This is a genomic window from Acinetobacter sp. ANC_7588 (assembly GCF_056783995.1).
The window spans coordinates 24787-47690 of sequence record NZ_JBWYIU010000010.1; the positions used below are offsets into that span (position 1 = coordinate 24787).

Below are 22904 nucleotides of genomic sequence, written 5' to 3' on the forward strand. Positions count from 1 at the left end.
AGTGTCCTGATTATCTGCGCGATCTCCGCGCCCAAGCTAGTTCAATTTGTTTCATTCGTGTCAGTGACTCTAACACTAGATTGCGCAAGTGTCGGCAAAAATCTTCCATAAATAAAGTAGCTTGTTGTGATTTTCGGATCAAAATTGCATCGATCACAAGCTTAATTAATTCAAGTGCTTCTCGGAGCTCTCTACGCGAAGTATTTAAGGTTAAAAAATAACTACGACGTATAGATGGCAACAGTTCGCGATAAAACTTCATTAAGTATGGGTTAGCTACCATATCTTGTTGCTTGGCTAAAAATTGAAATACACCATCGTAAAATTTTTCAGTGTTACTTTGTTTAACTTGTTCAATTAAATATTGCAAAAGTTGCTGAAGTGCCTCAGCTTCATGATTACGCCAAGTTTCACTTATACGCTGGACGATCTGCCCTAACATAAGTGCACTCGTATCAAATAAAGCTCGCACTTGTTGAGCAGACATTTCTGACACAATTGCGCCACGTCTTGGATAAATTTCAATTAAATGCGTGCGTTCAAGTAATAACAAAGCTTCGCGTACCGAACCTCGACTCACGTCTAATTCTTTAGCGATACGCAATTCTTGTATACGTTCACCTTCGACCAATTCGCCACTAATAATCTGTTCACTTATATGTCTGGCTATTTGCTCTGAAAGGCTGTCCACTTCTTCCAATTGCATAATATTCCTATTTATTTTTTTTACTCATACTTCATCAAGCATGATGCTATTTTATTGTTTTTATACCAATAGCATCATACTGACTATGTCTTTGTCTGACAATTTATCAAATTTTTAGGTCAATACACATCATTATTTTCGAGAATGATTTGGCATATTTTTCTCAAAATACGCCTTGATAAATAAAATAAATCCCTACAGTTGTAAGCAAAGCTGCAAAACATTTTTTCAACATCGCTGCTGACAGTTTATGTGCAACTTTTGCTCCTACTTTTGCGGTGATAAAACTCATTACACTAATGCCAATGAATGCATAAACATGAACATATCCAATGGCATTTTCGATTTCAGCAGGTGCTTTTTGTCCGTAGAACATAAATCCAAATGCACCTGCTAAAGCAATCGGCAGTCCACATGCAGCAGATGTCGCAACAGCTTTTTGCATCACCACTCCATGATGATTCAAATAAGGTACGGTTAAACTTCCTCCACCGATCCCAAAAATTGCTGAAGCCACCCCAATTCCACTTCCCGCAGCCAATTGAGCAGGTACAGAAGGTAGTTGCTTGGATTGATCGACCACCACATTAGCTCCACGGAACATACGGTATGCAACCCAAATTGCGAAACAACCGATAATCAATTGCAGCACTGGTCCAGAGATAATACTGGCCAATCCAGCACCAAAAAATGAACCCAGTACCAAACCTGGCGCTAAATTTTTAAATACTGACCATAACACTGCACCTTTTTTATGATGTGCCATAACCGAGCTAATCGATGTGACCACAATCGTAGCTAATGATGTTCCAAGCGCCATGTGCATAATGACAGTTGGGTCATAACCCATTTGGGTAAATACAATAAATAAAATGGGTACGATGATTAATCCACCGCCCACGCCAAACAACCCTGCAGTAAAACCAGCGATTGCACCAATAGCTAAATATATGATTAACTCCATAAATCTTTTACTCTTCTCAGATTCAACATGGATTTAGAGACTCGCCACCTCAGTCAGCTTTTAACTGAAGCTCAACAACTTCCAGAAGTTTTACTGTTAAAACAGAGCACCACTTCAACCAATGATGAAGTACGTGCACTCATCAAAAAAGGTGTACAGGGGATTCTTGTATGCAGTGAGACTCAAACTCAGGGACGTGGACAACATCAACGACAATGGGTTTCCCCAGTCGGGAATATTTATTTAAGCACATTGCTAGAAACCAAAACACCCTTAGATGGTCGACTATCCCTTGAAATTGCACTTAATATTTTGCAAATTCCTTCATTTAAGTCATTGGATCATTTACGAATCAAATGGCCAAATGACCTTTATAGTGTGCAAGGTAAATGGGGTGGCATTTTGGTAGAGCCTGTAACCCCACATCAGGCGATTGTTGGCGTTGGTGTTAATTTATTGCCTGTTTCTGATGCAGCAATCGAACAGCAAACCACATCAATCATGCAATTGGGTTTAGCTCATCCAAATCGAATTAAGATTATTTCAGAGCTTTATCTCGCAATCATGCAAGCTGGACAATGGTTTGAGCATGGAAGTTATAACCTCTCGGGACGTTTCAATCACTATGCTGCTTTTATGAATCAGACTGTAGAGTTTGAGCAAGTGAATAAAACAGTACAAGGTATCTTTAAAGGTATTGGAGATGATGGTCGAATTAATATTTTGACTGAACAAGGTTTAATCGGTTTGTATCAAGGGCGTTTACGCTTAAAAAAATAAAGAAAAGATAGGTCAGCGAATACATGATGAAACGTCTTTGGTTAGATATAGGCAATACGCGTTTAAAATATTGGATCACGGAAGGTGAGCAAATCTTGGAGCATGTGGCGGAGCTTCATCTACAATCTCCTGCGGACTTAATGTTGGGTCTCATCCAACACTTTAAATCTCAAAACCTATCAGAAGTCGGTATCTCATCTGTTCAAGACAAGAAAAATAACGATCGTATACTCAAAATTTTAAAACTGCTGGATATCCCAATTGTCGTTGCTAAAGTTCATCAAGAATATGCAGGACTCCAATGTGGATATACAGAACCGAATCAATTGGGTATCGATCGTTGGCTACAAGTTCTAGCAGTCGTCACCGATCCTCAAGAGAAATATTGCGTGATCAGTTGTGGAACGGCCTTAACAATTGATTTAGCAGATGGATTTACACATTTAGGGGGATATATCGTACCTAATCTCTATCTACAACGAGACTCACTTATTCAAAATACCAAAGGGATCAAAATCCCTGATGCTGCATTTGATGAGTTAAGTCCTGGGCAAAATACAATGGATGCTGTTCATCATGGTATTTTATTGGGATTGGTCAGTATGATCGAAAAAGTTTTAACAACATCTCCAAGAAAATTAATCCTTACAGGTGGAGATGCAGCACTTTTTGCTCAATATTTACAATCTTATGACCCGAAAATTGAAACCGATTTATTATTAAAAGGCTTACAACGCTATCTTGCTGTCACGCAACAAAAAACATAACTTGGTCATCAGGTCTGCTGAACTGAGTGTCTCTTAAAACAAAAAATTATTCACTCAGTGTCAGTACACACATCCAAAATACAAAAAAACAGGCTGAACAACATGAATAACAGGACGTTAAACGTTTGGAATATCGCGAAGAAACTGCCCTTTGGGAAAATACTTTTCAATCAAGTGATCCAACTCAAAGCACCTTATTTCAAGTCGATTCGCACGAAAATTATTGAATTGAGACCAGATTTTTGTCAGGTCCAGATGTCTAAAGAAAAAAGGGTTTTAAATCACCTCGATACTGTACATGCGATCGCATTGTGTAATTTGGCAGAGCTTACTGGTGGTCTAATGACAGAAGTCACTCTTCCACCAAGCCATCGATGGATACCCGATGGTATGCAAGTCAACTATATTAAAAAAGCAACGACCGATTTAACAGCAGTTGCTTATCCTCTGACGCCAATTCAAACGGGTCAATCCATACCAAATAGATTTGTAGCGTGTATCGAAGTCCATGATCAAAACCAAGCGCTTGTCTTTAGAGCAGAAATCAATATGTGGGTGACATCACGTTAAACACGTCAGTGAGAGCTTATAGCTTCTGAATTAATCTCGAATAATCTCAGCCCAGACCTCAGGCAATGCCGTACAACCTTCTGAATCAATAAAATGGCCTTGATGTTCAGCAGCAACGACATGTGCGTCAATACTTTCAGCTTGCTGGAAACTAAATTTAGGCAGAACGCGCTCATCACCTTCAGAATAAATGACCACGCGATCATGAACTTGGCCACGAATGAGTTCAAAATCTATATCAGCAGCATCAATAAATGGATTGACTTTCTCAAGCCGCCCTAAACGTCCATTGAAACCAGCAACTAGAATTAATTTTTTGATTTTTTGGTTTAAAAGCACTTGGCTTAAGTAATGTAAAGTTGCAATACACCCGAGACTGTGAGCAACAAAAATTGTTTGATCATCAATTTGAGCTATTTGCTCTTTCATTTGTTGTTCCCACGTTCCTAATTGTGGCGTCTCAGAAGGATCTAATCTCAATACTTTTAATGGAATACCATACTGATCAGCTTGTTGCTGTATCCATGGAAACCAATTTTCTTCAGGGCTTGCCGTATATCCATGCACAACATAAACCTGTGTCATTTTCTTGCACTCTTGACTGTATTCTCAACATCATGAATTGATTATTTTTTAAACTAAATAGTAAGTTTGCAAAATTATGTAGCATGAAAAAAGGCGCCACAGCGCCTTTTTAAATTTTGGGAATTATTTTGGATCTTTTCCACCAAATAACGGACCAACGCCACCGCCGCCACCAAATTTCTTTTGCATACCGCTTAATGATTTCATCATTTTCGCCATACCCGATGGATTCGCAAATTTTTTCATCATTTTTGCCATTTGGGCATGTTGTTTGATCAGCTTATTGACTTCAGCAACATCCATACCACAACCTGCTGCGATACGTTTTTTACGGCTTGGATTCATCAAGTCAGGATTGCGACGCTCTTTGATGGTCATCGATTGAATAATCGCTTCCATTTTCTTCACTTGCTTTTCAGGATTTGCTTGAGCAATCGCATCCTGAATTCCTGAGTTACTCATGCCAGGCAACTTGTCTAAGAAGCCCATCATACCGCCCATTTTATTCATTTGTTCAAACTGCATCAGCATATCTTCAAAGTTGAAGCTGCCGCCTTTTTGCAGTTTTTTCGCCATTTTTTCAGCTTTTTCTTTGTCGACTTTACGTTCAAGCTCTTCGACCAAAGAAAGCACATCACCCATACCTAAGATACGTTGTGCTACACGCTCAGGATGGAATGGTTCAAGGGCATCGAGTTTCTCCCCCATCCCCAAGAATTTAATAGGCTTACCAGTAATTGCACGAACAGAAAGTGCCGCACCACCACGCGCATCACCATCAGTTTTTGTAAGAATCACACCGGTTAAAGGCAATGCATCATTGAATGCTTTTGCTGTATTTGCAGCATCCTGACCGGTCATTGCATCTACAACGAACAGTGTTTCTGTAGGATTAATCGCTGCATGCAATTCTTTAATTTCGCCCATCATATCGTCATCGATATGTAAACGACCTGCAGTATCGACAATCAATACATCCGCAAATTGAATTTTGGCTTGTTCAATTGCTCGGTTTGCAATCGTAATTGGCTTTTCATCAGCACTTGATTCAAAGAAAATCGCGCCGACTTCACCTGCTACAGTCTGGAGCTGCTTAATCGCTGCAGGACGATAGACGTCGGCAGAAACCATTGCGACTTTTTTCTTTTGACGCTCTTGTAAAAAACGAGCTAATTTTGCAGCAGTCGTCGTTTTACCTGCACCTTGTAAACCAGCCAATAAAACAACAACGGGAGGCTTTGCAGCAAGATCAAGACTTTCATTTGCCTCACCCATCATTTTGGTGAGTTCATCATGAACAATTTTGACGAATGCTTGGCCTGGAGATAACTGTGACATCACCTCTTGACCTAATGCCTCTTCCTTAACTTTCGCGATAAATTCACGAGTTACAGGAAGTGCAACATCGGCTTCAAGAAGTGCCATACGCACTTCACGTAACGTATCTTTAATATTGTCTTCGGTCAGTTGCCCAGAGCCAGTAACATTTCTTAAACTCTGCGTGAGTCGTTCTGTTAAGGTATCAAACATTGCAAAATCCGCTTAAAATGGTTGTTGCAAAAAAATCTTTCTTAAAATAGAAAATTTATGCATAAGATGCTATAGGATACTGTAGTTCGTTTGGAATTTATATCTTATTAGATGAATATTCAGCATCCATAAAAAGGTTTGACATGATTAGCCTCCCTTTGGTTTACACAATTTTAGCATTGATCGCCTATACCACTGCCTTTTGGTATTTATTTACCCATTTAATGACTAAACGTGTCCCTAATCATTGGTTTATCAGTCTCGTAGCTGGATTAGGCTTGATCTTGCATGCTGTCGTCTTATTGATAGATATGAAAACGCCTTTCGGCATTAACTATAATGTTTTTAATCTCCTTTCATTTACTTCAGCACTCATGCTGTTATTGAGCCTGCTTTATAGCACTTATCGACCTGTACTTGCCCTAAATCTGATTGGAATACCAGTAGCTGCATTGGGTTTAATTTTAGGCTATTCCTTGAGCCAGCCTATACTTACACTTAAACAGAATACGCTTGGACTTGATGTCCATATTATTTTGTCACTCTCAGCTTATGCAGTGCTATTAATGGCAACAATTCACGCAGTTTTGTTGTGGTTACAAGATCGTGAGTTAAAAAATAAACAGAAACATCGTGTTTGGGTAAATCTATTACCCTCCTATCAAGCAATGGAATCTCTGTTATTCGATATGCTTGTTACAGGTTTCATTTTATTAAGTACTGCACTTATCTTCGGCTTTTTTACGATTGATGATTTTTTTGCACAACATTTGGCACATAAAACAGCGTTTAGTATTGTCTCTTGGTTTGTTTACGGCGCACTTTTATTTGGACATTATCGTTTTGGTTGGCGCGGTCAAAAAGCGAGACGCTTTACCATTATTGGTTTTATTTTACTTGCAATAGGCTTTATTGGATCAAAATTTGTATTAGAAATGATTTTAGGAAAATAACCATTGTGTGATTTAAATCACAATAAATAATAATAATTGAATAGATATCACATCATTATTAAATTTTATATACTTTAAATACATTTAAAATATAGGTAAATAAATTTTAAGTATAAATAAATTTTTTATATTTAAATAGCGATTAAAATCAATTACTTAAAATAAAAAACCACATTAAACTTTTATGATGATTTAATAAATAATAGTTAATATTATTTGAATTATTTAATTAATTAATATTAATAATCTGTTCATCGCTTAATACCCCCCATTAATCTCCTATAAGTTGTTATTATTTAGGTTAGTAACTAATGTTACAGTTAGTAAATGGATATTTTTGATGATTATTTTGGGGTATGTATGAAATTGCAAAAAGGTTTTACCTTAATCGAATTAATGATCGTCATCATTATTGTTGCAATCTTGGCCGCAATTGCAGTACCTAGTTATCAAAACTACGTCACCAAAGCAAAAATCAAAGAAGCTCAATCGAATTTAATCGCACTTTCATTAGGTGCTGAAAATGCATATCAAAGAACACTAAACTACCCTAAAGAAACCTTATCAAATACCAATGCAGTAAAAACTAAATTTACAACTTGGAATCCAAGTTCTGATTCATTTAATTTTACGTACACTTCATCAGATGGTGTGAATTATGCGGTTCAGGCAATAGGAACTGAAGCAAGAGTTTTAGGTTGTACATTAACACTCAAAAATGATGGAACTCGTACCGTGTCCGGTTGTGGTTCATATACTGACTGGGTGAAATAATATGCAAAATACTGGTTATAGAAAACAACTTGGTTTCACGCTGATCGAACTAATGATTACGATCGTTGTACTGGCTATTTTGTTATTTGTAGGTACTTCTTTAACCAGAGCTTGGGTAGATCAAAGTCATGTTGATGGAGCGCTAGCAGGTATTAAAAATGCGACTTATCAAGCTCGTTCTGCAGCAATTCGAAACACGAATAATCAAGAGTCTTCACTTGCAGCAGCATCTGTTTGTATAGATAAAACCCATCAAGAAATTAGAGTCATTCGTGTTGCTAAAGACAGTACTGATGCGTGTTCAACAAGTGACGGCAACTCGCCTGACCAAAACTATATCCTTCAAAAAATCCCCTATGCATCGAATGTATTTTTCAAAGTAAACAATACAGAGTTTTATTGTCTATCTTTTAACTCGAATGGGATGTTGGTTGCTGCAAGTTCAGCATCAGCAACGTGCAATTCAAATTTAAATTTAACCGTTACAGTTGAGAAGAATAATGAATCAGCAAACATTCAAATCAACTAATCAACGTGGTTTCACATTGTTGGAGTCTCTTGTTGGTTTACTTATATTCTCGATTATTGTTTTTGGTAGCGGTTTAGCAATCAGCAAAATGTTGAACACGCAACGATATATGAACATTGACAATATAGTGATAAACGAACTGCAAAATCGCTTACAAACCATCACTATATCAACTGACTCAACTGATGTTTGTGCTTCATTCAATAACCAATCTACCGAAAGTAAATCGTTCACATTAAATGGTAATACCTACTACATTTATTGCAATTTGAATTCTGAAAATATTAGTGAAACGAGCGGTGTCGCAGGTACAAAAATTACATGGCCTGTGTTAGCTGCTAGTACAAATCAATCTAATGCCAAGACCTGCGCTGAAGACAGTATGGAAGGCTTAGATTGTTATCGAGTCGGGAGATAAATCATGAGTCAAAAAGGATTTACGCTCGTTGAGTTGATGGTTGGATTAGTCATTGCAATGTTATGCATGCTAATGATGCTCATGCTTTTTAAACAGACGACTCAAATTGGTATTAGTTCTTCTCGTGATTCGGAATACGATGCTCAAATACGAACAGCATTATCAGTTGCACAGAAGCTCGTTCAAAATGCAGGCTATGGTTCAGGAAAAACATCAGATATTGCTGTAGGAGTGGACACTCAAAATTTACCTGCTGTTTTCTGGCGAATGAATCCAGATCCTGTAACAAGCTTAATGTCTGCAAATACAACGATTAATTACAACTGTGAAGCATTAACTCAAGAAAAAGAAGGTGATACATATCGCTTAATCTTTCTTAAAAAGAATAACTGTGGGTCTGAAGCAGTATTAAATATAGAAACTTTTAGCCAACCTGACGAAAAACAGCATATTGTTTCCTTTAAGACCTTAGAAACAGGCACCGTTTTTAACTTTGTATTAACACCGGGAAATTGTACACCTTTTGGAATTGATAAAAACAACTCCAAAGGTACGCGCCAACTGACGATTACTGCTAATCGTCAATACGCAGATGAAATGCAAAATTCAAACATTGGTCAAACAGTGAGTAATACCGTTTGTCTTAATAACATTGTTAACCTTTAAGAGCGAGATTAAAGATGAATAGTTTAAGAAAGCAGCAAGGCATGGCCACTATTCTTTTGGTCTTGCTCATCGGGCTTACAGTGATGATCATAACATCGACTGTTGCAAAATCACTGATCTCCAACAAAGAAGCAAATGTTGCTGCGCATGCACAAACCAACGTACAACTCATGGGATGGTCAGGTGTTAGCGCCTTTCGTGAATATTTATTAAAAAAATATAAGGATACCGATATTAATGACTTTCGCCAAAGCTTATTAAATACAGGTGAAATTCAGCTTTTAAATGATGATACCAACCAACGTTATGTCACGGTTGAAGTAAAAGATGTAAAAGGTTGCAATGGTTTAACCAATAACCCAGATGGTTCTACTGGAACCAAATGTATTGTCATCGCAAATATTCTGTCGAAAAGTGGGTCAGCTCAATCAGCTACTACGATACAAGCAATCTATGATCTTGCAGCAGACCTGATTAAGTACAAGAGTGTTATTAATTTCACTGGTCAAACATTTATGTCTGGCACTACTATTTCCGGCGAAGATCCAACTAAACCAGATGAATATGTCGAACTGAATGTCGATGGTGGTAGCCTGTCCTTACAAGCTGGTTTCAAAATCCAAAATATCAAAAACTTAACTATTAACGTTAAGAAAGACAAAGATGGTAAAGGTGGAAATGTCTATATTGATTGTTTAATTGATGCCTGTGGTACAAGAAATGGGGCTGTAATTAACATCAATGCTGAGGGCTATGTTCATATTATTAACGGCGGAAATTTTGGCAATATTTCATCTGGTGAGTGGGTTAAACTGTTAACCAATGTCAAAGCAGAAAATATTAAAGCAATTGGTGATGTCACACTTTCTCTTGGTTCTAAGGCTCAAAATATTTCCACTGACGGAAATATTAGTCTTACAGAAGGAGGCTATGCTGCAAACTTACATACCAATAAAGATGTAACACTACGCACGAATGTCGAAGTGTCTTCTATCACCACACACCAAGGGAATGTCAATATTTCCGTTTCTAGTAAAGTCAACGGAAATGTTATGGCAGGTGGCAACGTAACAATGATCGGAACTAGTGTTGTTACGGGTGATATTACCTCAGGCGGGAAAGTTAATATTTCTAGTAGTGACGTTAAAGGCAGTGTAAGAGCTAAAGAGTTTATCGATCTTGATACCCTCTCTAAAATTGAACAATCGGCCTATGCTCACAATCAGTCGCAACAAGGGGTTGGCGCGTACAAGGCGGGAGTCCGCTTAAGTACAAGTTGGATTGGTGGAAATGTGTATTCTAACGGTCCATTACGCTTACTAGATGGTCTTATTACTGAAGATGTAAAAGGTGATGTCTATCTTGCCAACTTTAGTGCTTCAAACCAGAATGGTGTAGTTGAAGGATTTAAGAATGCAATTAGTGGAAAAATTTATGAAAAACTCACAAGCATCCCTCAGCTCAGTACTTTTCCAGATATTCCTAAATACGATGTTTCTGAAACCATAGCCAGTATTCAAGAAGCAATTCAAAATATGACGTTTGAAACCAGAGTCGATGTTCGTCAATATCGAAATGATGCAAACTATATTTTCGTACGTGAATATGGCGCTGCTCGCGTATATTTAAATCATCTTCGCAATGAGAGCTCTAAAATCACTTACATGTATGAGTATGATGCTACTAATAATATTCACAAACAGTTTGCTGTAGATGCTTCAGGAAATAAAACTCAAATCATGAAAATTGACCCTGAGAACTCAAACTCAGGCTCACGAGGTTTCTATTTAGGGAAATACACCTTGAATAGCAAAGATTATGTGGGTGCTATTTGTGAAACTATTCATGAAGAACAGATCATGACCAATAGTTTAGGTCTACGTACTGACCATAAAAGCGGTTATTGTACAAGTCAAATTATTGGATATCTTCCACGTGTCAGTTTAGATTTTAATGGTCTTGATGGTAAAGACCGAACTATATTTGGTTGGCCTAAAGATTACGATTATACATTACCAGACACTTGGTATATTCGTTCAATGGATACATCTACATTCGATAACGCAAGTTTTGCTCCAGGTATTCTGTATTTCGAAGGTAAATTAATTATTTCTGGTAAAGCGAATCTTGCGGCGGATAGTACTGATTCTGTATTCACCAATACATTCCTTGCTGAAGGTGATATTGATGCGATTGCGATGTCTCCTCGCATTTATTCGCCTCGTAATATTACGCGAAATCCAAATGCAACAGATGCCTTAATTTGTTCACGTAACTTAGGCACTACGTCTAATACTAAGTTTAGTGTTAGTCCACCTGCAACAACACCTGCAACTTTATCGAACAAATTCTTGACGCCAGTGAATTTGTGCCAAGATGCGAATACGATGTATAAAAACACCAATAGATTACCTAACGGTACACTTGATACAGTGACTATTGATAATAAAGAAATAACAAAGTTAGAACTTGGTTTAGTTGCCTTGATGTCTAATCAAGTTGTGCGTATTGGTGCATGTGCACAAATTTATGGTGACGTATTAGCAAGAAGTAATGTTGAAGGTAGTGCAGCATGTGGTATCGGTGAAAAAAATGGAATCTTTGGTAATATCAGCTCTCAAGGTGTCCCACCGTATACTAGTGTTCAACAACACAATACAATGGGTGCTGGTACAAATATTTATATTCCCAAAAATGAATATAAAAATTTAAATAAAGTTGACGATGTGGATGCAAATGATTTCATCGCCATTAAAAATGCAGACCTACAATGGGCTAAATATCAATAATTGGAAGCGAATAGCCCAAACATAAGTTTGGGCTTTTTTTTGTGTGAAATTTCTGACTAGACAAGCTATACAAAACACCGTATAACACCGTTTTTCCCATATTCAGGTGACCATGTGAAACTCGTTTTAGCACCCATGGAAGGTTTAACTGATCCCATCATGCGTGATGTTCTCACACATGTCGGCAGCTTCGACTGGTGTGTAACTGAGTTTATCCGTGTCACTGATTCTGTCCTTCCAGATCACATCTATCATTCTTACTGTCCCGAATTATTCAACGATGGCAAAACAGCAGCAGGAACACCCGTTCATGTTCAATTTTTAGGGAATAATCCAACCATGTTGGCTGCAAATGCCGTTCGAGCGGTGGAGTTAGGTGCACCTGCAATTGATATGAATTTTGGATGTCCAGCTAAAACAGTAAACAGGCATCGAGGTGGTTCTGTATTATTGGATGAACCTGAAACAGTGTATCAACTGGTTAAAGCTGTACGTGATGCAGTGCCTGCTGAAATACCAGTTTCAGCAAAAATGCGTTTAGGTTATATGGATCGTAATTTCACCCTGGAAAATGCACATGCTATAGAAGATGCTGGTGCCGCTTGGGTGACCGTTCATGCACGAACAAAAGCAGATGGCTATACCCCACCCGCCTTTTGGGATCAACTTCAACCCATTCGTCATGCGCTTAGAATTAATGTGATAGCCAATGGTGAAATCTGGAATAACCAAGATGCGCGCCAGTGTTTACTAGAGTCAGGTTGTGAAGATCTAATGATTGGTCGTGCAGCAGTGACAACACCCGATGTCACACAATGCATCCGACAAAATAAAGACGAAGCGATATTACAATGGAGCGATTTAATTACACTCCAAATTCGCTTCTTAAATGGTTCTTATAAAAAAGAAATGAATATGGTCGGACGTTATAAACAATGGCTAGGTATGATGTCTAAACATTATCCTGAAGCAAAACTGTTATGGGATGAAGTGAAACGTCTGAAACAAGTAGATGAAATCATTGCTAAGCTCAATCATTTTCAAAACATTACGCCAACTGTCTAATTTCTAAATTCTAGAATGAATAACTCCGAACTTCACCTTGAAAATTCAGACAGTCTTGAACGCGAGTGCGTTGAACCTCAGACAGTTGCTCTGGACTAAACCATGCATATTCCGTATGTTCCTCAGAGAGTTGAATTTGGGCATTATTTTCAATCACGCATCTAAAGATAAAGGTATGTGAGTTTACCTGTGCGTGATAGTAGACCCCGGATAAATATTGGATGCTTACATCACAACCTATTTCTTCTTTACACTCTCTGAGCAAAGCTTGATGTATGGTTTCACCTTGATCTAAACCACCACCTGGCAACCCCCAACTGTAATTGGAATAGTTTGCTTTCAGTAATAAGACTTGTCCCTCTGGGTTGGTGATCACCGCATGAGAACTCAAACGATAAAAATCATAAAATCCCATGACACGTCTCCAGAATTTAACTCATTCATGAAAGATAACACTGTTTAAGCCCATCTAAATGCTCAAGATAAGCTAAACCACAAGCCTTAATTTTGATTTATCCTTCAAGATGATAGCCTTTCCCGTTGCTAAGTCTACAGGCATAGAAATATGTTGGTGTACCATCACCCATTGTTCATTGGTTTTTTGTAGACATAATGTTGTACGACACCAAGGCATTTGCAGCTGACCTTTTAAGGCTTTATGTTCCACTTTAGAGTGACAGTGTAATACAACCAAATGATCACTCGCATGCACTTTTACATCACGGCGAGTGATTTGCATCCCATCAAAGAAATATGGGCTAAATTTTTGCCATTCTTTTCGATAAGCTTCAGCCCCTTCAAGTTGAGTGCTGACATCAAACATACTTACATTTTGTGCACATTTTTCGATTAACGCATCAACATTATTACCCACTAATGCTGAATCCCATTCTTTTAATTGCGCTAATACTTCATGAGCAGCAACAACATTACCCTCAATCTGAATAGACATGATGTGACCTTATTGTTATTAGTGTGATGAAGTTAACACTTTTAAAGAAAAAGTGTAATGTTATTTTGTGCCAAGCAAAGAAATTTTTATTCTAATTTGTATCTAAAATTCAATTTAAATTGATAAAAAACAACCATTATTTATTAAAACTTATCATTATGATCAGAAAACCAATGACGAGTTATTTTCGCATAAAAAATTGGCCCCAGTTTCACTGAAGCCATTATAAAAGCTTATGCTTTCTTTACATATTCGGACTTAAGTTTCATTGCGCCAAAACCATCTACTTTACAATCAATATCATGACCATCCGTTGCATCTGGCAATAAACGAATACTTTTTGCTTTAGTACCGACTTTGATTACGGATGATGAACCTTTAATTTTTAAATCTTTGATAACCGTTACGGTATCACCATCTGCAAGAAGATTGCCATTTGCATCTTTGATCTGAACCACTTCTTCGAGTGTCTCTCCTTCTTTCCATTCATGTGAACATTCTGGGCAGATCAAGAGGTCCCCATCTTCATAAGTATATTCAGAGGAACATTTTGGGCAATTTGGCAAAGACATAAAAAAATCCAAAAAATTAAAAAAATTTTGCTCAATATACCACTTTCATCTAGCGAATAGAAAAAAACCTTAAATTTTATAAGGTTTAAATAAAAAAAACCTAAGTTCAATCACTTAGGTTCTTTTATTGGCTCTAGCCTTTTTTAGCTTTGAAACTCATCTTCTATATCTTCATCATCATATACATATGCCATACATCCCCATCCATCATACTCACCGTCATAGTCATTGGCTATTTTGGTAAACCACTCTTCTAAATCCACAATATCTGAGTACTCTGGCTCCATATACACATAAATCGTGATAATCCATTCTGCGGATTCAGACTCTTCATCAATAAATAAACTGATCTTTTGTTCTTCCTGAAGCAAGAACAAGGCACATTTTTCAGCTTTGTCTTTAGAGCTAAAAGCAATTGAGTACTCAATCTCATGCGGCTCGCTTAAATCATCTCCATCCTGGAACATTTGCCACAGTACATCGCCATTATCATCATTTGGAAATTGTTCTAAATCACGGCTCATACGTTCATCCTTATTGTGGTTATTGCGTATACAATATCCTAGAGTAGCCTATATTTATTTCATTTTGGAGAAGAATTCATTAGAAATTGTTCTTAACTTTATATGATCGTAATTGTTAAATTTTAGTTAGGCACTCACAATACGTATTTTGCTTGAAGCGTTTCATTCAAAATGGAACTTCACTCACAATTTTAATTTCAATACCACTCAACGGTTGTTGAAACTCTAAATAACTCGCATGCAAAGCCATACGCCCTAAATCACTGAGTTTAGGGTTTGGATGATAGAGTTTATCACCTGTGATCGGATGACCTATGGCTTGCATATGTACGCGTAATTGATGTGAACGCCCCGTAATTGGCGTCAACAAGACACGACTAGCATCTAAATGCGCATCATAAGCGACCAATTCAAACAGTGTTAAGGCTGATTTTCCAAGTTCAAAATGAACGATTTGTCTCGGTCTGTTTTCCCAGTCCGTAATTAAAGGCAAGTCTACTTGTCCCTGTTGTGGAATTTTACCTTGCACCAGTGCCACATAATTTTTTTTCACGGTGCGCGCTTGGAACATTTTGCTCACAGCCACTTCAGCATCACGATGTTTTGCAAACATCAAAATTCCAGAGGTTGCCATATCTAAACGATGGGTAATTTTTGCATTTGGATATTGAGCTATCACTCTTAAATAGGCACTGTCATGATGTTCAGGCAAGCGTCCTGGCACAGACAATAATCCTGCTGGTTTATCAATGACCACCAAATCATCATCTTCATAGACGATGTTAAGTGGACCTTGAGGTGGCATATATACAAAATTATCGTCTAAAGGCATGTGAACAAAGCATTTCTTTGGGATGCGGAAAAATAGCAACTGATCAACACAGTGTCAATTTATAAGATGAGCGATTTGAGAATTGAGAATTGAGAATTGAGAATTGAGAATTGAGAATTGAGAATTATAATTTTTTAAGAGAATTTTGAGGGTGTCAGGGAAAACATGTTGTTTACTTCAACTATTATAACTTTGTAAGTTATAACCCTATTGCCTATAAACTTCTGATTTATAGCGTCCTAAGCCGAATCAAGACCTTTTGGGTAAGTACTACACGCACGCCGTACGCAACTGGTAGCAATCTACTCTTTTCGATCCCGTCACACCCTTGAGATATATAATAGCGAGACTGCGTCGGGATTAATTTCCTAAGATTAACGAATTTTAGCATCGAATAAAAAAATATTTCATATCACCTTATAAATATAATATTTTTTCCCAAATAGGTTCATTGATACACTTTTTTTAGCGATTTTTAGCTAAATATTGCAATTAAAATTCAAGTTGACCTTCCATTTTAGAGACTGGCTTGAATCCAAGATGCAATGCTCCACCACAACATCATGGCAAACATGCCACACATAAGATTAGCTATTACTTTTTGTAGTTGAGATAATTCAGATTTATAAATTTTGAGGTTAATTGTATAAGCAATTGCACCGAGTGAACCACCCACAGCACCACCAATAATCAGTAGTAACAACGGCCAGCCTGCCATCATGTGGACTTTAAAAGGAAGTTTTGCGCGGGATTTTTCTTGTACTGTATTCACAGGGTGATCCTATAAGTTTATTTCAGTCTTCAATGAGCTTAAGTGCTATAAATCTAAAGCAAGCTTTAGACCAATGCTGAGCTAAAATAGCTGTAAAATTGATCGTGGTTTTTAAATATTTAAACAATCTCACTTAAAAATCAAAGATATAGTTTATTCAGAAGTCTGTAAATTCAATTCATCCACTGAATAATTTAGATATTTGCTTGAACAAACGTCAGAATGATAAACAATATTACAGCTAAACCCATTAAAGGCTGTTTAGGCGCAATACTGTTAATTAATCTGGCAATTCTCTGAGCACTCAGCATAAATAATAGAAAAATCAGTAGTGTTGGTAGCGAAATCACCCACATTATTATGTAATAGATGACAAATAAGCTTGTCAAAATAAGACTACCTACAAGCCCCATAATAATTGGATGATGCATCCCGCTCGGTTCCAAATGCAGTGTCTGTGCGAGCGTGTTGTATATCTGAACAAATATTGCTGTAAAATTTAATGAAAAAAGATAGTCCATTATTCCTGCAATAAAAGGCGTTACACTTAAAAAAGCAACTTGCTTTGCCATCGAAAGGATCATGTTTTTATGATCAATTGTCCAGGTCAAAGACAACCAAACAAATATACAAGCAACAAATGCAGCGGACAGAAGATGAAGCAAATAAATTTGTGAAGGCCATAATTTTTGGATAACGAGAAATATAATGATAAAAATTATAGATAAGTAACCATGAATCTTCTTCAACAAAAATAAGCCTGATTTTGCATTTGAATCTTTGAGCTTGTGATTCCAATTTGAAAAATTTTTTTCAGTATTTTGTAAAAAACCATCAATCTTTGGATTCTGTCTAATCAGATCACCCAAAAAGTAAAGCCCAATTAAAACTTGAAATAATGCCAATATATTTTTCATTCTTTATCCGAGATTTTTAATACTTCTTTTATAAATTTACTGAGCATCAGCTTGACGCTGCTTTTTCTTTTTGAACCAACGTACTGTCCAAACCACACCAATTAGTAAAACGATTACTACCAATACTGGTATAAAGAATGACAATACGGAAATCACCAATGCGCTGACCCACTCACCTGTAGAAACCACAGGATTTGCCACGCCACCCGTGGTTGCGGTCGAGACACCCCGTGCTGCAACTGTCCCAAGTTGCACTGCTCCTGCTGTTCCACCACCGACGATGATTGCAGCAGCCCAACTTGCAAATTGCGACATTTCGCCAGAGCTGACCGCCATCGTGGTCAGTGTACCCGCCACCAATGCCGCAGGCGTCGCAATAGTATCCAGTAAGTTATCAATCCAAGGAATGTAATACGCCCCGATTTCAAAAATGGTGGCAACACCCAATGCAATACAAACCGATGGCATCGCAAGCCATTCAAAGCCTTTCATCGGTTCAAACCATCCCATGAGGGAGGCAATACTCATCACCAATAAGGGAACAAATACGCGGAAGCCACATGCAGCACTCAATCCTATACCAAGACATAAACCGAGTATTGTTTCCATAGCAAACCTTTTTATTTATATGTTTTTAATTTTCTTAAGGTAACAAAAAAGCCCTATGGTGTAATAGGGCTTTTGTTTAAAACAGTGGTGTCTGTTTTAGTGTGTTTGCTTGAGCGAATTATTTTTTAAATTGATTGCTTAAGCATTTGGTACACGGTGGTAAACGATCAGTACCAATTTCTAAGTAAGCACGATGCCCACATTGAACGCAAAAATAGAAACCTGTTCCCGGTTTAGAGCCAGCTGTAACCATTTTTGTTCTCCGTATATTTTTAGAAATGGTGAGATCACTATAACGGAGTGTGAATGACTTTTTATTGTCCATTTCGACAAATGATGATGGCGATTGGGCGAAGAAGTGATTTTCATTAATTTTCTAAAATTTTTTGCTCAAAAAAATTTAAAGGGTTGTTATAAGGTGAATATATATTGAAACTCTGAATGATCAATTCGTATACTTGATCAGTATATTTAAATGCTCTGTAAAGAAAATCTATATCTATTTGTGCCTCTTTTAAGCTCGGAACTAAATGGTAACGATGTAATGGATTTTCACAACTGGTACAATTATATAGCGAAATAAAATTCCACATATTATGAGCATTTTGACTAAATATTTTATAAGGAAACTTATAAAGAGATTCTTTTCCTGCTTCTTGAGCCATTCTTCTATAATCTAGCTGAGCCCAATTACCTAAATTTACTTCCACTAAATATTCTGGTTTTTGAGCTCTTATCCATTCTTCTTTAAATTGTATTATTTTCTGGACTTCATCTTTGTAGTTTAAATCTAAAGTATTGTCTTCTAATTCTTTTTTGTAGTGTTCTAGGATTAGCTTTTCTTCACCTAAGCCGTAGATGACATATTTTTTTACTCTATCTTCTAAATCTATTAATATCCAAGCCAATGATATTTGTAAATCAGTCATTGCCCTGAGAAATAATGGAGCCGCGTGACCATTTAACATATTCGGAGAATTTACCATTTGAATAGATAATGTAACTTGTCTAGATACCAAACCACCTACAACGCTCTTAACTTCATGATTATTAGGATTTTCAGGTAATTTATCTAGTAAGTAATTACATGACTCTATTAGATATGATTCTAGATTTTCTAAGAATTTTGAGAAATTTTCATTATCCAATTTTTTTACACCCATCCAAAAAGAAAGATTTATACCAAAAATTTTTGCTCCAAATACTGTTTACATTATGGTCTACACCAATATTGCCATTTAACGATGCTCGAGCAAAAGATGCCACTCTCCTAGCCTTTTCGCCAGTAGGATTTAAAAAAATCGAATCGAAATCTTCATTACTAATGATACTTTCAGGAACATCTAACTTTCTAGCTACCATCATTAAAAATATAGCTGTAACTTGCACTTTGGTAGCATGATATGTTCGTCTATCCAGTAGCTCTCTAACATCCAATTTTAATTTTTCAATAGCTATTACTCTATCCATCGTGTTTTCAAAATCTTTAAAGAGAAAACTCAATGGAAAATTTTCAAATAGAAAGTTGATATGCTTAACTCCTTCAAAAAGGTCAGCCTTAAGCCTTTTATCTAAAGTAATATTAATTCTATGTTTGCACTCATCATCAAGAAGAAGAAAATTACTTAAATTGACAAAGTTATGATTAGGAAGATTTTCAATTTCATGAATTTTTTTGATAAATTCACATCCTAAATTTATAGCATCTTTGCTTTTCAGATTCTGAAAAAGCGCAGAAATCCATATCAAATTTGGCAACCCATTATCAGCAAAGCTAACTTCCTTCATATTTTGTAATTGTTTAAGAGGTGGAATTAGTTTAGTTCCTACTTTCTTATGATCTTGTAAAACACGATTTGATTTTTTCATAATAATTTATTTAAAAGACCCTACTTCACAGTAAGGTCTTTTTTAAACAATATCAACAACTTTCAGCCTAAAATTAAGCCACATTCCCTTCCAAGAAATCCTGTGCAAAGCGTTGTAACACCCCACCCGCTTCATATACAGATACTTCTTCTTCGGTATCCAAACGACACGTTACAGGCACTTCAATCGTTTGATTTTTACCATCCGCCGTTGAGCGCTCAATAACTAAAGTCAAAGTCGAACGTGGTGAAATATTACCAATCACGCTATACAGCTCAGTACCATCCAAACCTAAAGTTTTACGGTCAGTTCCTGCCTTAAACTCAAGCGGTAACACACCCATACCGACCAAGTTGGTACGGTGAATACGCTCGAAACCTTCTGCCACAATCGCTTCAACCCCTGCAAGGCGAACACCTTTCGCAGCCCAGTCACGACTCGAGCCTTGACCGTAGTCTTTACCTGCAATAATAATTAAAGGCTGTTTACGGTTCATGTAGGTTTCAATCGCTTCCCACATACGCATCACTTCGCCTTCAGGCTCTACACGTGCTTTAGACCCTTGCTTAATCGTACCGTCCGAACGTACCACCATTTCGTTATACAATTTCGGATTGGCAAAGGTCGCACGTTGCGCGGTTAAATGGTCACCACGGTGCGTTGCATATGAGTTAAAGTCTTCTTCTGGCACGCCCATTTTATGTAGATATTCACCTGCTGCCGAATCCATCATAATCGCATTCGATGGTGATAAATGATCCGTGGTGATGTTATCGCCTAAAATCGCAAGCGGACGCATATTGGCTAAAGTACGTGGTGCTGCAAGTGCGCCTTCCCAATATGGCGGACGACGGATATAGGTACTTTGCGGACGCCAGTCATATAATGGGCTTGCAGCTTGAACCTTCTCACCCAAATCAAACATTGGGATATACACTTTCTTAAATTGCTCAGGTTTTACTGCAACTTTCACCAGTGCATCAATTTCTTCATCCGATGGCCAAATGTCTTTTAAATAAATCGGGTTGCCGTCTTTGTCATGTCCTAAAGCATCCATTTCGATATCAAAACGAATCGTCCCTGCAATCGCATACGCCACAACTAAAGGTGGAGATGCCAAGAATGCTTGTTTTGCATAAGGATGGATACGACCATCAAAGTTACGGTTACCTGATAAAACAGCCGTTGCGTAGAGGTCACGGTCAATAATTTCTTGCTGAATTTTTGGATCTAACGCACCTGACATCCCGTTACATGTGGTACATGCATACGCCACGATACCAAAACCGAGTTTTTCTAAATCACCGAGTACACCTGCTTCTTCTAAATACAATGCTGCGGCTTTAGAACCCGGTGCAAAAGATGATTTCACCCACGGCTTACGCACTAAGCCGAGTTCATTCGCTTTACGAGCAAGCAAGCCAGCTGCAACCGTATTACGTGGGTTTGATGTATTGGTACATGATGTAATCGCTGCGATGATGATTGCACCATCAGGCATTAAGCCTTCTGCTTCTTGCGCACGAGCTGCTTCTAAATTACCTGCAATACCTTTGGCTTTTAAATCGCTTGTTGATACACGCGCATGTGGGTTTGATGGACCTGCAATATTACGAGTTACGGTTGATAAATCAAAACGGAGTACACGTGGGTACTCGGCTTTAGTCATATCACTTGCCCACAGACCAATTTCTTTGGCATAGGTTTCTACAAGCTTCACTTGCTCAGGCTCACGACCTGTCAGTGTTAGATAATCAATGGTGTTTTGGTCGATATAGAACATCGCAGCCGTTGCACCGTATTCAGGGGTCATATTGGAGATGGTTGCACGGTCACCAATCGACATTGTGTCTGCACCTTCACCAAAGAACTCTAAATATGCGCCAACCACACGCTCTTTACGCAAGAACTCTGTTAAAGCCAATACGATATCAGTTGCCGTAATGCCCGGCTTACGCTGACCAACGAGCTCTACGCCAATAATGTCTGGCAGACGCATCCACGATGCACGGCCGAGCATCACGTTTTCAGCTTCTAAGCCACCGACACCAATTGAAATGACACCTAAAGCATCCGTATGCGGTGTATGTGAATCTGTGCCCACACACGTGTCAGGGAAAGCCACGCCACCACGGTTTTGAATCACTGGAGACATTTTCTCCAAGTTGATTTGATGCATGATGCCATTACCCGCAGGGATTACATCTACATTTTCAAAGGCAGTTTTGGTCCATTCAATAAAATGGAAACGGTCTTCATTACGGCGATCTTCTACTGCACGGTTTTTCTCAAATGCATCAGGATCAAAACCACCGTACTCGACTGCGAGTGAGTGATCGACAATCAGCTGAGTTGGTACAACGGGATTGACTTTAGATGGGTCTCCACCTTGATCGGCAATCGCATCACGCAAACCTGCAAGGTCCACCAATGCTGTTTGACCCAAAATATCGTGGCAGACCACACGTGCTGGATACCAAGGGAAATCATGGTCTTGTTTGTTAAAGATTAACTCTTTAAGAGACTGCTCTAAAATTGCAGGGTCGCAACGGCGTACCAATTGCTCTGCAAGCACTTTAGAAGTATATGGGAGTTTTGCGTATGCGCCTGGCTGAATATCCTCAACGGCTTGACGCACATCATAATATTCGAGCTGGGTACCTTGCAGTGGTTTACGGTAGTTGTTATTCATCGCGTTCCTGCCTTGCCTTGAGCATCTTTTTTCTAAACTTTCTAAACATTTTGTTGTTGATGAGACTTC

26 protein-coding genes are annotated in these 22904 nt (G+C 37.9%); 10 read left to right on the forward strand and 16 right to left on the reverse strand.

The features are described from left to right. Positions 1-10: 10 nt before the first annotated feature. Both AC1M9J_RS10325 and AC1M9J_RS10330 read right to left on the reverse strand, forming a co-directional pair. Positions 11-706 (reverse strand): GntR family transcriptional regulator, encoded by a 696-nt coding sequence (locus AC1M9J_RS10325; protein ID WP_481952271.1) that lies wholly within the window; start codon positions 704-706, stop codon positions 11-13. 163 nt (positions 707-869) lie between these two features. Beyond that, positions 870-1670, reverse strand: a complete 801-nt coding sequence (locus AC1M9J_RS10330; protein ID WP_481612194.1) for a sulfite exporter TauE/SafE family protein — start codon at positions 1668-1670, stop codon at positions 870-872. 27 nt (positions 1671-1697) lie between these two features. Between AC1M9J_RS10330 and AC1M9J_RS10335 the strand changes: the two genes are divergently transcribed. The 3 genes from AC1M9J_RS10335 (at position 1698) to AC1M9J_RS10345 (ending at position 3787) form a co-directional block, all read left to right on the forward strand. Further along, positions 1698-2450, forward strand: coding sequence for a biotin--[acetyl-CoA-carboxylase] ligase (locus tag AC1M9J_RS10335; RefSeq protein ID WP_481952272.1), 753 nt, complete (start codon positions 1698-1700; stop codon positions 2448-2450). Positions 2451-2476: 26 nt separating this feature from the next. Further along, positions 2477-3217, forward strand: coding sequence for a type III pantothenate kinase (locus tag AC1M9J_RS10340; RefSeq protein ID WP_035269271.1), 741 nt, complete (start codon positions 2477-2479; stop codon positions 3215-3217). Positions 3218-3319: 102 nt separating this feature from the next. After that, a complete protein-coding gene (locus AC1M9J_RS10345; protein WP_481952273.1) occupies positions 3320-3787 on the forward strand; it encodes a hotdog fold domain-containing protein in 468 nt (155 codons plus the stop codon). Positions 3788-3817: 30 nt separating this feature from the next. Here AC1M9J_RS10345 and AC1M9J_RS10350 read toward each other — a convergent pair whose 3' ends face one another. Next, positions 3818-4372, reverse strand: coding sequence for an RBBP9/YdeN family alpha/beta hydrolase (locus tag AC1M9J_RS10350; protein ID WP_481952274.1), 555 nt, complete (start codon positions 4370-4372; stop codon positions 3818-3820). Positions 4373-4495: 123 nt separating this feature from the next. Then, complete coding sequence (gene ffh / locus AC1M9J_RS10355; protein ID WP_035269264.1) at positions 4496-5902, reverse strand: signal recognition particle protein; 1407 nt, start codon at positions 5900-5902, stop codon at positions 4496-4498. A 143-nt stretch (positions 5903-6045) separates the two neighbouring features. Between ffh and AC1M9J_RS10360 the strand changes: the two genes are divergently transcribed. From AC1M9J_RS10360 to AC1M9J_RS10390, 7 genes are all read left to right on the forward strand, one after another. After that, entirely contained in the window at positions 6046-6855 is an 810-nt protein-coding gene (locus AC1M9J_RS10360) for a cytochrome C assembly family protein (protein WP_179999001.1), read from the forward strand. Positions 6856-7215: 360 nt separating this feature from the next. Further along, positions 7216-7629, forward strand: coding sequence for a type IV pilin protein (locus tag AC1M9J_RS10365; protein WP_481587214.1), 414 nt, complete (start codon positions 7216-7218; stop codon positions 7627-7629). 1 nt (position 7630) lies between these two features. Next, complete coding sequence (locus AC1M9J_RS10370; protein ID WP_481952275.1) at positions 7631-8158, forward strand: pilus assembly FimT family protein; 528 nt, start codon at positions 7631-7633, stop codon at positions 8156-8158. Further along, on the forward strand, positions 8130-8576 hold the full coding sequence (locus AC1M9J_RS10375) for a PulJ/GspJ family protein (protein ID WP_092767481.1): 447 nt from the start codon (positions 8130-8132) through the stop codon (positions 8574-8576). The genes AC1M9J_RS10370 and AC1M9J_RS10375 overlap by 29 nt, the downstream gene beginning before the upstream one ends. A gap of 3 nt (positions 8577-8579) precedes the next feature. Beyond that, positions 8580-9242, forward strand: coding sequence for a PilW family protein (locus AC1M9J_RS10380; protein WP_092767483.1), 663 nt, complete (start codon positions 8580-8582; stop codon positions 9240-9242). Between the two features lie 41 nt (positions 9243-9283). Further along, positions 9284-12031 carry a bactofilin family protein gene (locus tag AC1M9J_RS10385; RefSeq protein WP_481609091.1) on the forward strand — a complete coding sequence of 916 codons (2748 nt, stop codon included), beginning with the start codon at positions 9284-9286 and terminating at the stop codon, positions 12029-12031. A gap of 114 nt (positions 12032-12145) precedes the next feature. Continuing rightward, on the forward strand, positions 12146-13096 hold the full coding sequence (locus AC1M9J_RS10390; RefSeq protein WP_481609090.1) for a tRNA-dihydrouridine synthase: 951 nt from the start codon (positions 12146-12148) through the stop codon (positions 13094-13096). A gap of 10 nt (positions 13097-13106) precedes the next feature. Here AC1M9J_RS10390 and AC1M9J_RS10395 read toward each other — a convergent pair whose 3' ends face one another. The 12 genes from AC1M9J_RS10395 to acnD all read right to left on the reverse strand — a co-directional run bounded on the left by AC1M9J_RS10395 (position 13107) and on the right by acnD (position 22835). Next, positions 13107-13511, reverse strand: a complete 405-nt coding sequence (locus AC1M9J_RS10395) for an NUDIX hydrolase (protein ID WP_481609089.1) — start codon at positions 13509-13511, stop codon at positions 13107-13109. A 72-nt stretch (positions 13512-13583) separates the two neighbouring features. Further along, positions 13584-14048, reverse strand: a complete 465-nt coding sequence (locus AC1M9J_RS10400; RefSeq protein ID WP_179998993.1) for a YybH family protein — start codon at positions 14046-14048, stop codon at positions 13584-13586. A 233-nt stretch (positions 14049-14281) separates the two neighbouring features. Next, positions 14282-14620 (reverse strand): zinc ribbon domain-containing protein YjdM, encoded by a 339-nt coding sequence (locus AC1M9J_RS10405; RefSeq protein WP_035269853.1) that lies wholly within the window; start codon positions 14618-14620, stop codon positions 14282-14284. A gap of 143 nt (positions 14621-14763) precedes the next feature. Further along, positions 14764-15144, reverse strand: coding sequence for a ribonuclease E inhibitor RraB (locus AC1M9J_RS10410; protein ID WP_035269856.1), 381 nt, complete (start codon positions 15142-15144; stop codon positions 14764-14766). 166 nt (positions 15145-15310) lie between these two features. Next, positions 15311-15976, reverse strand: coding sequence for an RluA family pseudouridine synthase (locus AC1M9J_RS10415; RefSeq protein ID WP_481952276.1), 666 nt, complete (start codon positions 15974-15976; stop codon positions 15311-15313). A gap of 517 nt (positions 15977-16493) precedes the next feature. Further along, positions 16494-16697: a hypothetical protein gene (locus AC1M9J_RS10420; protein WP_180028325.1), complete on the reverse strand. Its 204-nt coding sequence runs from the start codon at positions 16695-16697 to the stop codon at positions 16494-16496. A 245-nt stretch (positions 16698-16942) separates the two neighbouring features. Continuing rightward, on the reverse strand, positions 16943-17665 hold the full coding sequence (locus AC1M9J_RS10425) for a hypothetical protein (RefSeq protein ID WP_481593566.1): 723 nt from the start codon (positions 17663-17665) through the stop codon (positions 16943-16945). Between the two features lie 36 nt (positions 17666-17701). Next, positions 17702-18274: a DUF4126 domain-containing protein gene (locus tag AC1M9J_RS10430; protein ID WP_481593565.1), complete on the reverse strand. Its 573-nt coding sequence runs from the start codon at positions 18272-18274 to the stop codon at positions 17702-17704. 118 nt (positions 18275-18392) lie between these two features. Next, the gene (locus tag AC1M9J_RS10435; protein ID WP_481610976.1) at positions 18393-18599 is read right to left on the reverse strand and encodes a zinc ribbon-containing protein; all 207 of its coding nucleotides are present in this window, start codon (positions 18597-18599) and stop codon (positions 18393-18395) included. Between the two features lie 43 nt (positions 18600-18642). After that, positions 18643-19422: a DUF5677 domain-containing protein gene (locus AC1M9J_RS10440; RefSeq protein WP_481952277.1), complete on the reverse strand. Its 780-nt coding sequence runs from the start codon at positions 19420-19422 to the stop codon at positions 18643-18645. Next, positions 19415-20143 (reverse strand): hypothetical protein, encoded by a 729-nt coding sequence (locus tag AC1M9J_RS10445; RefSeq protein ID WP_481952278.1) that lies wholly within the window; start codon positions 20141-20143, stop codon positions 19415-19417. Before AC1M9J_RS10445 ends, AC1M9J_RS10440 begins: the two co-directional genes overlap by 8 nt. Before the next feature lie 73 nt (positions 20144-20216). Further along, a complete protein-coding gene (gene acnD / locus AC1M9J_RS10450; protein WP_481952279.1) occupies positions 20217-22835 on the reverse strand; it encodes a Fe/S-dependent 2-methylisocitrate dehydratase AcnD in 2619 nt (872 codons plus the stop codon). Positions 22836-22904: the final 69 nt, after the last annotated feature.